General features: G+C 60.4%; 12 protein-coding genes and 2 pseudogenes. 2 read left to right on the forward strand and 12 right to left on the reverse strand.

Annotation, left to right across the window (positions count from 1 at the left end; all coding sequences use genetic code 11):
* Window positions 1–77 precede the first annotated feature (77 nt).
* The 8 genes and pseudogenes from ACIP8I_RS10270 to ACIP8I_RS10305 form a co-directional block, all read right to left on the reverse strand.
* Window positions 78–968: an ABC transporter permease subunit gene (locus ACIP8I_RS10270; protein WP_007968003.1), complete on the reverse strand. Its 891-nt coding sequence runs from the start codon at window positions 966–968 to the stop codon at window positions 78–80.
* The gene (locus ACIP8I_RS10275) at window positions 965–1846 is read right to left on the reverse strand and encodes an ABC transporter permease subunit (protein WP_171061891.1); all 882 of its coding nucleotides are present in this window, start codon (window positions 1844–1846) and stop codon (window positions 965–967) included. The genes ACIP8I_RS10270 and ACIP8I_RS10275 overlap by 4 nt, the downstream gene beginning before the upstream one ends.
* Before the next feature lie 35 nt (window positions 1847–1881).
* Window positions 1882–3023: pseudogene (locus ACIP8I_RS10280) on the reverse strand (ABC transporter ATP-binding protein).
* 67 nt (window positions 3024–3090) lie between these two features.
* Window positions 3091–4188, reverse strand: coding sequence for a polyamine ABC transporter substrate-binding protein (locus tag ACIP8I_RS10285; RefSeq protein ID WP_400760749.1), 1098 nt, complete (start codon window positions 4186–4188; stop codon window positions 3091–3093).
* A gap of 187 nt (window positions 4189–4375) precedes the next feature.
* A complete protein-coding gene (locus ACIP8I_RS10290; RefSeq protein WP_007967997.1) occupies window positions 4376–5485 on the reverse strand; it encodes a polyamine ABC transporter substrate-binding protein in 1110 nt (369 codons plus the stop codon).
* A gap of 171 nt (window positions 5486–5656) precedes the next feature.
* Entirely contained in the window at window positions 5657–7021 is a 1365-nt protein-coding gene (locus tag ACIP8I_RS10295; RefSeq protein WP_166495276.1) for an aspartate aminotransferase family protein, read from the reverse strand.
* A 56-nt stretch (window positions 7022–7077) separates the two neighbouring features.
* Window positions 7078–8436, reverse strand: coding sequence for a glutamine synthetase family protein (locus ACIP8I_RS10300; protein ID WP_400760753.1), 1359 nt, complete (start codon window positions 8434–8436; stop codon window positions 7078–7080).
* A 95-nt stretch (window positions 8437–8531) separates the two neighbouring features.
* Window positions 8532–8888, reverse strand: a complete 357-nt coding sequence (locus ACIP8I_RS10305; RefSeq protein ID WP_400760755.1) for a glutamine amidotransferase — start codon at window positions 8886–8888, stop codon at window positions 8532–8534.
* A 278-nt stretch (window positions 8889–9166) separates the two neighbouring features.
* Here ACIP8I_RS10305 and ACIP8I_RS10310 point away from each other — a divergent pair.
* Together ACIP8I_RS10310 and ACIP8I_RS10315 are read left to right on the forward strand one after the other, a co-directional pair.
* Window positions 9167–10536 (forward strand): annotated as a pseudogene (locus ACIP8I_RS10310) (glutamine synthetase family protein).
* 259 nt (window positions 10537–10795) lie between these two features.
* Entirely contained in the window at window positions 10796–11434 is a 639-nt protein-coding gene (locus ACIP8I_RS10315) for a TetR/AcrR family transcriptional regulator (protein WP_400760758.1), read from the forward strand.
* 183 nt (window positions 11435–11617) lie between these two features.
* Here ACIP8I_RS10315 and ACIP8I_RS10320 read toward each other — a convergent pair whose 3' ends face one another.
* Genes ACIP8I_RS10320 through ssuD form a run of 4 tightly spaced genes read right to left on the reverse strand, consistent with a single transcriptional unit; the run spans window position 11618 to window position 14608 of the window.
* Window positions 11618–11833 carry a molybdopterin-binding protein gene (locus tag ACIP8I_RS10320; RefSeq protein ID WP_007967989.1) on the reverse strand — a complete coding sequence of 72 codons (216 nt, stop codon included), beginning with the start codon at window positions 11831–11833 and terminating at the stop codon, window positions 11618–11620.
* A 32-nt stretch (window positions 11834–11865) separates the two neighbouring features.
* Window positions 11866–12672 (reverse strand): aliphatic sulfonates ABC transporter ATP-binding protein, encoded by an 807-nt coding sequence (gene ssuB / locus ACIP8I_RS10325; RefSeq protein WP_400760761.1) that lies wholly within the window; start codon window positions 12670–12672, stop codon window positions 11866–11868.
* The gene (ssuC, locus tag ACIP8I_RS10330; RefSeq protein ID WP_027610511.1) at window positions 12669–13451 is read right to left on the reverse strand and encodes an aliphatic sulfonate ABC transporter permease SsuC; all 783 of its coding nucleotides are present in this window, start codon (window positions 13449–13451) and stop codon (window positions 12669–12671) included. Before ssuC ends, ssuB begins: the two co-directional genes overlap by 4 nt.
* Before the next feature lie 8 nt (window positions 13452–13459).
* Window positions 13460–14608, reverse strand: a complete 1149-nt coding sequence (ssuD, locus tag ACIP8I_RS10335) for an FMNH2-dependent alkanesulfonate monooxygenase (protein ID WP_003229262.1) — start codon at window positions 14606–14608, stop codon at window positions 13460–13462.
* Window positions 14609–14615: the final 7 nt, after the last annotated feature.

A 14615-nucleotide genomic window follows, 5' to 3' on the forward strand; every position in this document is an offset into this window, starting at 1 on the left:
GATCGCAGCCTGCGGCAGCTCCTACAGTGGAATGCGATCCCTGTAGGAGCTGCCGCAGGCTGCGATCTTTTTGCCTGTCAGGCCGCTTCCGGCGCAGGCGCGCGGCGCACGTCCGGTTGCTTCCACGAATCGGCGGCGCCTTCTTCGATGGCTTGCTGGATGGCTTTCTTGCGCGCTTCTTCGGCACGGCGGCTGAAGAACCACACCAGGAACGTCACGATCGACACCGCCAGCAGAATCAGACTGGCCACCGCGTTGATCTCAGGCTTCACGCCCAGACGCACCGCCGAGAACACTTCCATCGGCAGCGTGGTCGAGCCCGGTCCGGAAACGAAGCTCGCCAGTACCAGATCGTCCAGCGACAGAGCGAACGACATCATGCCGCCCGCTGCCAGCGACGGCGCGATCATCGGGATGGTGATCAGGAAGAACACCTTCCACGGCCGCGCACCGAGGTCCATCGCCGCTTCTTCGATCGACAGGTCCAGCTCACGCAGACGCGCCGACACCACCACCGCCACATACGCCGCACAGAACGTCGTGTGGGCGATCCAGATGGTGACGATGCCGCGTTCCTGCGGCCAGCCGATCATCTGCGCCATGGCCACGAACAGCAGCAACAGCGACAGACCGGTGATCACTTCCGGCATCACCAACGGCGCGGTGACCAGGCCACCGAACAGCGTGCGGCCCTTGAAGTGGGTGATGCGGGTCAGCACGAAGGCTGCCAGCGTGCCCAGCGCCACGGCAGCAACTGCGGTGTAGCAGGCGATTTCCAGCGAGCGCACCACCGAGCCCATCAGTTGGGTGTTGTCGAGCAGGCCGACGTACCACTTGATCGACCAGCCGCCCCACACCGTCACCAGTTTCGAGGCATTGAACGAGTAGATCACCAGGATCAACATCGGCAGGTAGATGAACAACAGACCCAGAACCAGCATCAGGCTGGAGAAACGGATGCGTTTCATTCTTTGCCCTCCATTTCCTTGGCCTGACTGCGGTTGAACAGGATGATCGGCACAATCAGGATCGCCAGCATCACCACCGCCAGGGCGGACGCCACCGGCCAGTCACGGTTGTTGAAGAACTCTTGCCAGAGCACTTTACCGATCATCAGGGTTTCCGGGCCGCCAAGCAGTTCCGGGATCACGAACTCGCCGACCACCGGGATGAACACCAGCATGCAGCCGGCGATGATCCCGTTCTTGGACAGCGGAATAGTGATTTTCCAAAAGCTGTTGAAGGTGCTCGAACCGAGGTCGGAAGCGGCTTCCAGCAGGCTCTGATCGTGCTTCACCAGGTTGGCGTACAGCGGCAGGATCATGAACGGCAGGTACGAATAAACCACGCCGATGTACACCGCCAGGTTGGTGTTGAGGATCTGCAGCGGCTCGTCGATAAAGCCCATGCTCATCAGGAAACCGTTGAGCAGGCCGTTGTTGCTGAGGATGCCCATCCACGCGTAAACGCGGATCAGGATCGCGGTCCAGGTCGGCATCATGATCAGCAGCACCAGCACCGTCTGCAGCTCTTTGCGCGCACTGGCGATGGCGTAGGCCATCGGGTAGCCGATCAGCAGGCACAGCAGCGTGCTGAAGAACGCCATCTTCAGCGAGCCGAGGTAGGCGGCGATGTACAACTCGTCGTCGCCGAGCATCGCGTAGTTGCCCAGGTTCAGCAGCAGTTGCAGCTTCTGCTCGGCGAAGGTGTAGATCTCGGTGTACGGCGGGATGGCCACGTCGGCTTCAGCGAAGCTGATCTTCAGGACGATGAAGAACGGCAGCATGAAGAACAGGAACAGCCAGATGAACGGAACCCCGATGACCAGTTGCCGGCCATTGGGAATTATTCGGTTGAGCCGTCGTTTGAACTTGCGCATGTTCATGAGCGAAGTACCACGCCGCTGTCGTCTTCCCACCACACGTAAACCTGATCGCCCCAGGTCGGACGCTGGCCGCGACGTTCGGCGTTGGCGACAAACGACTGCACCAGTTTGCCGCTCGGCAATTCGACGTAGAACACCGAGTGCCCGCCGAGGTAGGCGATGTCATGCACCTTGCCGCTCGACCAGTTGTATTCGCAGGTCGGCATTTCGGCGGTGACCAGCAGCTTCTCCGGACGAATCGCGTAGGTCACGGATTTGTCCTGCACCGAGGTGCTGATGCCGTGGCCGACGTAGATCTGCCGGTCGAGGTCCTTACAGGTGATAGTCGCGTGGCCTTCGGCGTCGTCGATCACTTCGCCTTCGAAGATGTTCACGTTGCCGATGAATTCGCAGACCAGACGGCTGGTCGGGGTTTCGTAGATGTCGATCGGGCTGCCGATCTGAGCGATCCAGCCCAGGTGCATGATCGCGATGCGCTCGGCCATGGTCATGGCCTCTTCCTGGTCGTGGGTCACCATCACGCAGGTCACGCCCACACGCTCGATGATTTCCACCAGTTCCAGCTGCATCTGCGAACGCAGTTTCTTGTCCAGTGCGCCCATCGGCTCGTCGAGCAGCAGCAGCTTCGGCCGCTTGGCCAACGAGCGTGCCAGGGCCACACGCTGCCGCTGACCGCCGGACAGTTGATGCGGCTTGCGCTTGGCGTACTGGCTCATCTGCACCAGTTTGAGCATCTCGGCCACGCGCGCATCGATCTCGGCGTTCGGAATCTTGTCCTGCTTGAGGCCGAAGGCAATGTTCTGCGCCACGGTCATGTGCGGGAACAAGGCGTACGACTGGAACATCATGTTGATCGGTCGCTCGTACGGCGGCATGTCGGTGATGTCGACGCCGTCGAGGAAAATGCGCCCCTCCGTGGGCCGTTCGAACCCTGCAGCATCCGCAGCAGCGTGGATTTGCCCGATCCCGAACCGCCGAGCAGGGCGAAGATCTCGCCTTTCTTGATTTCCAGGGACACATCGTCCACGGCAATCGTCTCGTCGAACTTCTTCGTGACCCGGTCGATTTTGACCAGCACCTGCTTAGGTGTCTGGTCGCCCTCGAGGGCTTTCTTATAGGCGCCGGAGGCAACTGCCATTTACGAAACTCCCAGAAAAAAACTGTGCAGTTCGCCCAACGTGGACGAACCCAGGATAGTTTGTGCCTTACTTGCCCGACTTGACCTTGGTCCAGCTACGGGTCATCAAACGCTGAATATTGGGTGGCAACTCGACCGACACGTAGGTCTTGTCGAGGACTGCCTGCGGTGGATAAACCGCTTCGTCGGTGCGGATGGACTGTTCCATCAGCTTGTCCGACCCGGGGTTGGGGTTGGCGTAACCGACGTAATCACTGACCTGGGCGATCACCTCAGGTTTCAGCAAATAGTTGATGAAGGCGTGGGCCTCTTTGACGTTGGACGAGTCCTTCGGAATCGCCAGCATGTCGAACCACAGCGCGCCGCCCTCTTTCGGAATCGAGTAGGCGATGGTCACGCCCTTCTTGGCTTCTTCGGCACGGTGTTTGGCCTGGAAGATATCGCCGGAGAAACCGATGGCCACGCAAATATCGCCGTTGGCCAGATCACCGATGTATTTCGAAGAGTGGAAGTAGGTCACGTACGGGCGCACGGCCAGCAGTTTGTCGGTGGCCTTGGCGTAGTCCTTCGGATTGGTGCTGTTGGCGTTCAGGCCCATGTAGTTGAGCACGGTCGGCATCATTTCATCGGCCGAATCGAGGAACGCTACGCCGCAACTGTGCAGCTTCTTGATGTTCTCCGGTTCGAACAGCACGCTCCAGGAGTCGATCTTGTCGATGCCGAGCACCGCTTTGACTTTCTCGACGTTGTAGCCGATGCCGTTGGTGCCCCACAGGTACGGCACGGCGTACTGGTTGCCCGGGTCGTTCTGCTCCAGACGCTTGAGCAGCACCGGGTCGAGATTCGAGTAGTTCGGCAACTGCGACCTGTCGAGCTTCTGGAACGCGCCCGCCTTGATCTGCTTGCCGAGGAAATGGTTCGACGGCACGACCACGTCGTAACCGGTACGCCCGGCCAGCAGTTTGCCTTCCAGGGTTTCGTTGGAATCGAACACGTCGTACACCGGTTTGATCCCGGTGGCTTTCTCGAAGTCGGCCAGGGTGGTCTCGCCGATGTAATCCGACCAGTTATAAATATGCACCGTACCGGCGGCCTGGGCTCCGACAGCGATCGTCAGGCCGGCAGTGGCCAGCAGGGCGTTGCGCAAAGAAGAAAAAATAGGCAAGTGGAGGTCCTCTAAATTAGTTGGGCCCAAGTTGCCCCGCGTTACATGACAGCCATGGCTGCCCGGCAACCAAACCGGCGCGCAACTTACCCTCGAAAAACCGTTCCTGCAAAACTTCCTGTCATTTAATTGATCCGCTGGCCGCCGTCGCGGCGACGACAGCCAGTGGTTGTTGCTTCAAACCGGCTTATTTACCGGATTTGATCTTGGTCCAGCTGCGGGTCATTTCACGCTGGGTAGCGGCCGGCAGATCGGCGATCGCATACAGCTTGGCCTGCACGTCGGCTGGCGGGTAGATGCCCGGGTCGCTGGTGATATCTTTGTTCACCAGCGGCGTTGCAGCAGCGTTACCGTTCGGGAAACGTACAGCGTTGGTGATGCCGGCCATGACTTCAGGCTTCTGCAGGAAGGTCATGAACTTGTAGGCGCCTTCGACGTTTTCGGCATCTTTAGGGATGGCGACCATGTCGAAGAAGCTGCCAGCGCCTTCCTTCGGAATGGCGTAGCTGACTTTGACCTTGTCACCGGCCTCGGCGGCACGGGACTTGGCCTGCTGCACGTCACCCGAGTAGCCGACCGCTACACAGATGTTGCCGTTGGCCAGGTCCGAGATGTACTTGGATGAGTGGAAGTAGGTGATCGAAGGACGAATCTTGAGGAACAGGTCCTCGGCTTTCTTGATGTCTTCTTTCTTCTGGGTGTCGGTAGGCAGACCCAGGTAGTGCAGCGCGACCGGAAGCATTTCGGTCGGCGAGTCGAGGAAGCTCACGCCGCAGCTCTTGAGCTTGGCGATGTTTTCCGGCTTGAGCAGCACGTCCCACGAGTCGATGGTGTCGACGCCCAGCGCAGCCTTGACCTTCTCCGGGTTGTAACCGATGCCGATCGAACCCCACATGTACGGGAAGGCGTGCTTGTTGCCCGGGTCGCTGACCGACACGGCCTTGAGCAGGTCCTGGTTCAGGTTCTTCCAGTTAGGCAGCTTGGACTGGTCCAGTTCCTGATAAACACCAGCCTTGATCTGCTTGGCCAGGAAGTTGTTCGACGGCACGACCACGTCATAACCGGACTTGCCCGCCAGCAGCTTGGCTTCCAGGGTTTCGTTGCTGTCGAATACGTCGTAGACGACCTTGATCCCGGATTCTTTCTCGAAGTTGGCGATGGTGTCCGGCGCGATGTAGTCGGACCAGTTGTAGACGTGCAGTACCTTGTCATCCGCCTGAACCGCACCCGCCATCATGCCCGCAACGGACAAAGCGAGAAGAGTCTTGCCAGCAAGCTTTTTACCTAATGCCTTCATGCGTCATGCTCCAAATTTTTCTTTTTTGAACCACTTTGTTCAGCGGCCGAACCCGGACAACTGGAACTGCGGCTAGTCTGGCAAGATCGGAGGCGGTCTTTCAAGAAAAGGCCAACCTTTCTGACACCTTCGAGCGAGAGCGCCGCAGCTCCCCCGCTCGAAGCCTAGCACTTAGGCCTGCAACGCACTGAGGGTCAGGTCCAGGCATTTACGTGCCTTGGTCACCAGCTCATCGATCTCTGCCTTGCTGATCACCAGCGGCGGCGCAATGATCATGGTGTCGCCCACGGCGCGCATGATCAGGCCGTTATCGAAGCAGAATTGCCGGCAGATCATGCCCACGCCCCGACCTTCGTAACGCTTGCGAGTGGCCTTGTCCTGCACCAGCTCGATCGCCCCCAGCAAACCGACGCCGCGCACTTCACCCACCAACGGGTGATCGTTGAGTTCGCGCAGACGTTTCTGCAAATACGGTGCCGTTTCGTTGTGCGCGTTCTCGATAATTTTCTCGTCGCGCAGAATCCGGATGTTTTCCAGACCCACCGCCGCCGCCACCGGGTGCCCGGAGTAGGTAAAGCCGTGGTTGAAATCGCCGCCTTCGTTGAGCACCTTCACCACTTCGTCACGGACGATCAGGCCACCCATCGGGATGTAGCCGGAGGTCAGGCCTTTGGCGATGGTCATCATGTCCGGTTTCAGATCGTAGAAATCCGAACCGAACCATTGGCCGGTACGACCGAAACCACAGATCACTTCGTCAGCGACGAACAGGATGTCGTACTTGGCGAGGATTTCCTTGATGCGCGGCCAGTAGGTGTCCGGCGGAATGATCACGCCGCCAGCGCCCTGAATCGGCTCGGCAATAAAGGCGCCGACGTTATCCACGCCGACTTCGAGAATCTTCTCTTCCAGCTGATTAGCCGCCCAGATGCCGAACTCTTCCGGCGACATGTCGCCGCCCTCGGCGAACCAGTACGGCTGCGCGATATGGACGATGCCCGGGATCGGCAAGTCGCCTTGCTCGTGCATATAGGTCATGCCACCCAGGCTCGCGCCGGCCACGGTGGAACCGTGATAGCCGTTCTTGCGGCTGATGATGACTTTCTTGTTCGGCTGGCCCTTGATCGCCCAGTAATGGCGAACCATGCGCAGCATGGTGTCGTTGCCTTCGGAGCCGGAGCCGGTGAAAAACACGTGGTTCATGCCTTCCGGCGCCACGTCAGCAATGGCCTTGGCCAGTTCCAGTGCCGGCGGGTGCGCGGTCTGGAAGAACAGGTTGTAGTAAGGCAGTTCGCGCATCTGCTTCGCGGCGGCGTCAGCCAGCTCATCGCGGCCATAACCGATCGCCACGCACCACAGACCCGCCATGCCATCGAGGATCTTGTTGCCCTCGCTGTCCCACAGGTACACGCCCTTGGCGTTGGTGATGATCCGTGGACCCTTCTCTTTCAGCTGCTTGAAGTCGCTGAACGGGGCCAGGTGGTGATCGCTGCTCAGGGCTTGCCACTCACGGGTTTGCGGGTTGTTGCTGGTCATGCCAATTCTCCTTGTTATCGGTGAAGGCGCGGCTGCTGCCAGCCGCGCCCGGCGTATCAGACGGCGAAGAGCAGGTACTCACGCTCCCAGGAACTGATCACGCGCTTGAAGTTTTCATGCTCGGCCCGCTTGACCGCGACGTAGCCGGTGATGAAGGTCTTGCCCAGGTATTTCTCGATGGTCGCGCTGTTTTCCATACGCTCCAGCGCATCCTCGATGGTCAGCGGCAGGCGCAGGTTGCGGCGTTCATAGCCACGGCCAACGACTGGCGCGCTCGGATTGAGGCCTTCGACCATGCCGATGTAACCGCAGAGCAGGCTAGCGGCAATCGCCAGGTACGGGTTGGCGTCGGCGCCCGGCAGACGGTTTTCCACGCGGCGGTTCTGCGGGCCGGCATCCGGTACGCGCAGGCCCACGGTGCGGTTCTCTTCGCCCCACTCTACGTTCACCGGCGCCGAAGTGTCCGGCAGGAAGCGGCGGAACGAGTTGACGTTGGGGGCGAACAGCGGGAGCAGTTCCGGGATCAGTTTCTGCAGGCCACCGATGTGGTGCAGGAACAGCTGGCTCATGGTCCCGTCTTCATTGGAGAACACGTTTTTGCCGGTCTCGATGTCGATGATGCTCTGGTGCAGGTGCATCGCGCTGCCCGGCTCGCCGGTCATCGGCTTGGCCATGAAGGTTGCGGCCACGTCGTGCTTGAGTGCGGCTTCACGCATGGTGCGCTTGAACACCAGAATCTGGTCGGCCAGCGACAGCGCGTCACCGTGACGGAAGTTGATTTCCATCTGCGCCGTGCCGTCTTCGTGGATCAGCGTGTCGAGGTCCAGCTCCTGCAGTTCGCACCAGTCGTAGACGTCTTCGAACAGCGGGTCGAATTCGTTCGCCGCTTCGATAGAGAACGACTGACGACCGATTTCCGGACGGCCCGAACGACCAATCGGCGGCTGCAACGGATAGTCGGGGTCGTCACTGCGCTTGGTCAGGTAGAACTCCATCTCCGGCGCCACGATAGGCTGCCAGCCCTTGTCGGCATAGAGTTTCAGGACTTTCTTGAGCACGTTGCGCGGCGACAGCTCGATCGGGTTGCCTAGCTTGTCGTAGGTGTCGTGGATCACCTGGGCGGTCGGCTCGATGGCCCATGGCACCAGGTACACGGCGTTCTGGTCGGGGCGGCAGATCATGTCGATGTCGGCCGGGTCGAGCAGTTCGTAATAGATGTCGTCTTCGACATAGTCGCCGGTTACGGTCTGCAACAGAACGCTTTCCGGCAGGCGCATGCCCTTCTCGGCGATGAACTTGTTGGTCGGCGAGATCTTGCCCCGGGTGATACCGGTCAAGTCGCCGATCATGCATTCGACTTCTGTGATCTTGTGGTCTTTCAACCAATCGGTGAGCTGGTCGAGGTTGTTACTCATAAATGCCTCTGGGCTGAGTCTCCTGACATCGTGTCAGGCAAAGTTTGACGCCGTGGCGTCGCGTTAAAGGGGGCTTGCTTGCGCGCAGTGCCGGCTTACGCCTGGCACCGCGCATAGACAATGAAAGAGGAGCTTACCTGCCCTTTACGCTGGCGTTGCATTTCCTGTGCACATTCAATACGTGCAGAATCACGAGCACGGCTGGAGAAGCGGCACAGGTTTTGAGACTCAAAGGGATCTATATTGGAAGGGGACGCCATAAACAGAATGCTTTGTCGTACGTCCAGAATAACGGACGCTGCCGTTGCGGCTGCTGCCGCCTGGAACATCGTCGACAGGACGCGAGCCTTGCTGGCTGCGCTACGGACGGATTTGTCGCCACTGATGTGTTGAGCATGCAGACCGGACTGTTGCGAGCAGTCGGTGATGCCGATTAACGGCAGGCGAGACATGAAGCACCCCGGTATTATTGCTGTTATGGGTTTGATCGGAGCTTAGCCTTGTTCATTTTTTTACACAACACCCCCGTAAAAAATACAACACGGCCTGCTCAAGCCCGCGGGTGCCAAGCGTCCCAAGGACAAAAAACTGCCCCAAAGTGCCCCATAAATGCCCTTGCAGCGCTTTTTTAGGGCAAAAAAGGCCTCGCTTGACTTCGGCATGCCGTTCGGGTTGACTGAAACCAGAAAAGATCAATGATTGATATTTTTAACAACAAAGGTGTTGCATCATGTCGGTACCCCCGCGTGCCGTTCAGCTTAACACGCGTTCCTTAAGGAACATCCTGAGGTTCTGTACGTTGACCTTCTGATTGCGGATATGAATGGTGTGGTGCGCGGCAAGCGCATCGAACGCACCAGCCTCCACAAGGTTTACGAGAAAGGCATCAACCTGCCGGCCTCTCTATTTGCTCTGGATATCAATGGCTCTACGGTGGAAAGCACCGGCCTGGGTCTGGACATCGGCGACGCCGACCGGATCTGCTATCCAATCCCCGATACCCTGTGCAACGAGCCATGGCAGAAGCGCCCGACCGCGCAACTGCTGATGACCATGCACGAACTCGAAGGCGACCCGTTCTTCGCCGATCCGCGCGAAGTGCTCCGTCAAGTTGTTGCAAAGTTTGACGAGCTGGGCTTGACCATCTGCGCAGCCTTTGAGCTGGAGTTCTACCTGATCGACCAGGAAAACGTGAACGGCCGCCCTCAGCCGCCACGCTCACCGATCTCTGGCAAACGCCCGCACTCGACTCAGGTCTACCTGATCGATGACCTCGACGAATACGTCGACTGCCTCCAGGACATTCTGGAAGGCGCCAAAGAGCAAGGCATCCCGGCCGACGCCATCGTCAAGGAAAGTGCCCCGGCGCAGTTCGAAGTGAACCTGCACCACGTCGCCGACCCGATCAAGGCCTGCGACTACGCGGTACTGCTCAAGCGTCTGATCAAGAACATCGCCTACGACCATGAAATGGACACCACCTTCATGGCCAAGCCGTATCCAGGCCAGGCGGGTAACGGTCTGCATGTCCACATCTCGGTGCTCGACAAAGATGGCAAGAACATCTTTGCAAGCGAGGATCCCGAGCAGAACGCCGCGCTGCGTCACGCGATCGGCGGTGTGCTCGAGACCCTGCCGGCGCAGATGGCTTTCCTCTGCCCGAACGTCAACTCGTACCGCCGTTTCGGCGCGCAGTTCTATGTGCCGAACTCGCCGTGCTGGGGCCTGGACAACCGCACCGTGGCGATCCGCGTACCGACCGGCTCTGCCGACGCCGTGCGTATCGAACACCGCGTGGCCGGCGCCGACGCCAACCCGTACCTGCTGATGGCTTCGGTCCTGGCCGGCGTGCATCACGGTCTGGTGAACAAGATCGAACCGGGCGCTCCGGTCGAAGGCAACAGCTACGAGCAGAACGAACAAAGCCTGCCGAACAACTTGCGCGATGCCCTGCGTGAGCTGGACGACAGCGAGGTGATGGCCAAATACATCGATCCGAAATACATTGATATCTTCGTCGCCTGCAAGGAAAGCGAGCTGGAGGAGTTCGAACACTCCATCTCCGACCTTGAGTACAACTGGTATCTGCATACCGTTTAAGCGGGTTGCAGGAATAAAAAGCGCTGCCGGCCATTTCAGCCCGCAGCGCTTTTTTATGGCAGAACACAAACCCCTGTGTTTGGTGTGAATGGCCGCCTGCGGCGGATCGCTGGCAAGCCAGCTCCCACAGGTTCTTCGTCGAACATAAATTCCGAGTACACAAACATTCCTTGTGGGAGCTGGCTTGCCAGCGATGGCGTCCGGGCAGACAACATCGAACCCGGCTCGTACAATGCCCGCTGCCCCGCAGGAGACTTCCATGACGCGTCCCGCCCCCGTCCGCAAACCCCGTGCCCGCAGCCAGGCGCGAATCGATTCGATACTCGACGCCGCGCGCACGCTGCTGGCCGCCGAGGGTGTGGCCAGTCTGTCGATCTACAGCGTCGCCGAACGCGCGCAGATTCCGCCGTCCTCCGTGTATCACTTCTTCGCCAGCGTCCCGGCGCTGCTCGAAGCGCTGACGGCAGATGTGCACGCGGCGTTTCGCGCCTGCCTGCAGGCACCGATCGACCACGAAGCGCTGCAAGACTGGCGCGACCTCTCGCGACTGATCGAGCAACGCATGCTGGAGATCTACGACGAAGACGCCGCCGCCCGCCAGTTGATCCTCGCCCAGCACGGCCTGACCGAAGTGACCCAGGCCGACCGCCAGCACGACATCGAACTGGGCGACCTGATGCACAAGCTGTTCGACCATCACTTCGAATTGCCGCGACTGCCTAGCGATGTCGACGTGTTCGCGCTGGCGATGGAGTTGGGCGACCGCGTATATGCGCGTTCGGTGCAGCAGCACGGGCAGATCACGCCGCGCATGGCCGAGGAAGGGATGCGGGTGTTTGATGCCTATCTCGGGTTGTATCTGCCGCCTTATCTGCCCAAGAGACATCTGGTGAGCTGAATGGCCTCATCGCTGGCAAGCCAGCTCCCACAAGGAGCTTCTGTGTATGCAGATTTGGTGACCGACAGATAACCTGTGGGAGCTGGCTTGCCAGCGATGGCCGCGACACCATCCTCAGCTGATGCAGATAACAAAAAACCCCGAAGGGCTCACGCCTTTCGGGGTTTGTTTTTATCCACAGGCTTACAACTTGGCGATCGACACCTCGGTGGATTTCACGAAGGCGATCACTTCGCTGCCCACCGCCAGTTCCAGCTCCTTGACCGAGCGGGTGGTGATCACTGAAGTGACGATGCCGGAAGCGGTTTGCACGTCGATTTCCGACAGCACGTCGCCGAGAACGATCTCCTTGATCGAGCCTTTGAACTGGTTGCGCACGTTGATGGCTTTGATAGTCATGGCTTTGATTCCTGTCGTTGATAAAGCTTGAGTTATTGCGCCCAACGCAATTGCGTAGGCAGGGGTGAAACAGGTTCCGGCTCCGGCGGCTCGCCGGGCAGGGACAGAACACGGTTGAGCACTTCGGTTTCCAGCGCCGCCAGTCGATGCGATCCACGCACTCGCGGACGAGGCAACTCCACTTGCAGGTCGAGGCCGACTTCGCCGTCCTCGATCAGAATCACCCGATCGGCAATCGCCACCGCTTCGCTGACGTCATGGGTCACCAGCAGCACGGTGAACCCATGCTTCTGCCAGAGGCGTTCGATCAGTTGCTGCATCTCGATCCGGGTCAGCGCATCCAGCGCACCCAGCGGCTCGTCGAGCAACAGCAGGCGCGGTTGATGAATCAGCGCTCGGGCCAACGCCACGCGCTGCTTCTGCCCACCGGACAAGGCGGCCGGCCACTCGTTGGCGCGATCGGCCAGACCGACCGCCTCCAGCGCTTGCAGGGCTTGCGGGCGCCAGTTGCCTTTAAGGCCGAGGCCGACGTTGTCGATGATCTTTTTCCACGGCAGCAGCCGTGCTTCCTGGAACATCAGGCGGGTGTCTTCCCACGCATCGCTCAGCGGGGCGGCACCGGCCAGCAGGTCGCCGCCAGTCGGTTGATCGAGGCCGGCGAGCAAGCGCAGCAAGGTGCTCTTGCCGCAACCGCTGCGCCCGACCACGGCGACGAATTGCCCCGCCGGAATGTGCAGGTCGATGTCGCGCAGCACCTGCCGCGCACCGAAGGTTTTCTGCAGATTGCGCACCACCAGCGGAATTCCGCGCAGCAGGCGTGGAGGTTGTTGAGCGGTCATGCCGCACCTCCCTTGGCCACCTGATAAGCCGGATGCCAGCGCAACCACACACGCTCAAGGCCACGGGCCGCGAGATCAGCGAGTTTGCCGAGCACCGCGTAAAGCAGGATCGCCAGCACCACCACATCGGTCTGCAAAAACTCGCGGGCATTCATCGCCAGATAGCCGATGCCGGAACTGGCGGAAATGGTTTCGGCGACGATCAGCGTCAGCCACATGAAGCCCAGCGCGAAGCGCACACCGACCAGAATCGAAGGCAACGCGCCCGGCAGAATCACCTGCCAGAACAAACTGAAACCGGACAGGCCATAACTGCGCGCCATCTCCACCAACGCCGGATCGACGTTACGGATGCCGTGATAGGTGTTGAGGTAAATCGGGAACAACGTGCCCAACGCCACCAGAAAAATCTTCGCCGACTCGTCGATGCCGAACCACAGGATCACCAGTGGAATCAGCGCCAGGTGCGGCACGTTGCGGATCATCTGCACCGAACTGTCGAGCAGGCGTTCGCCCCACTTCGACAGGCCAGTGATGAAGCCCAGCACCAGACCGATGCTGCCGCCGATGGTGAAGCCCAGCGCCGCGCGCCAGCCGCTGATTGCCAGGTGGGTCCAGATCTCGCCGCTGCGCACCAGACTGACACCGGCCTCGATCACCGCCACCGGTGCCGGCAGGATCCGCGTCGACAACCAGCCGGCCGACACCGACAACTGCCACACCGCCAGCAAAAGCACCGGCAACGCCCAGGGCGCGAGGCTGTGGATAAATTTGTTCATGGCGCGCCTCAGCTCTGCGACGCGGCTTTGGGAAGAATGTCGTTGGCCACCATCTCGCCGAACGGGCTGACGTAACCGGCGCTTTTCGGCAGTTCCGGGCGCTCGATGTCGAGGTGCGGGAACAGCAGTTCAGCGACGCGGTACGACTCTTCGAGGTGTGGATAACCGGAGAAGATGAAGGTGTCGATACCCAGATCCGCGTACTCCTTCACGCGGGCGGCCACGGTTGGACCATCTCCGACCAGCGCGGTACCCGCACCGCCACGCACCAGGCCGACGCCGGCCCACAGGTTGGGGCTGACTTCGAGGTTGTCGCGACTGCCGCCGTGCAATGCGGCCATGCGCTGCTGGCCGACCGAATCGAAGCGCGCCAGCGAGGCCTGCGCACGTTTGATGGTGTCGTCGTCCAGATGCGAGATCAGCCGGTCTGCCGCTTGCCAGGCTTCCGCGTTGGTTTCGCGCACGATCACGTGCAGACGAATGCCGAAGCGCACAGTGCGTCCGAGCTTGGCGGCTTTGGCGCGCACTTGTTCGATCTTCTCCGCCACCGCGGCTGGCGGTTCGCCCCAGGTCAGTACCATCTCGACCTGTTCGGCGGCCAGATCCTGCGCCGCTTCCGAGGAGCCGCCAAAGTACAGCGGCGGACGTGGTTGCTGGATCGGCGGATAGAGCAGCTTGGCGCCCTTCACGCTGATGTGTTCGCCGTCGTAATCGACGGTTTCGCCTTCGAGCACCCGACGCCAGATGCGAGTGAATTCCACCGAGGCTTGATAACGCTCTTCGTGGTTGAGGAACAGACCATCACCGGCCAGCTCTTCCGGGTCACCGCCGGTCACCAGGTTGAACAGCGCACGACCGCCGGACAGACGATCCAGCGTCGCTGCCTGCCGCGCCGCCACCGTCGGGGAAATGATCCCGGGGCGCAGGGCGACAAGAAACTTCAGACGCTGAGTCACCGGGATCAGCGATGCGGCGACCAGCCACGAGTCTTCGCAGGAGCGGCCGGTGGGAATCAGCACGCCGCCAAAGCCCAGGCGATCCGCCGCTTGCGCGACCTGTTGCAGATAACCGTGGTCAACGGCGCGGGCGCCTTCGGCGGTGCCAAGGTAATGGCCGTCGCCGTGGGTAGGCAGGAACCAGAAGATGTTGAGGCTCATGGAGTGG

The organism is Pseudomonas sp. NPDC088414, from assembly GCF_044753325.1.
Taxonomy (GTDB): Bacteria; Pseudomonadota; Gammaproteobacteria; order Pseudomonadales; family Pseudomonadaceae; genus Aquipseudomonas.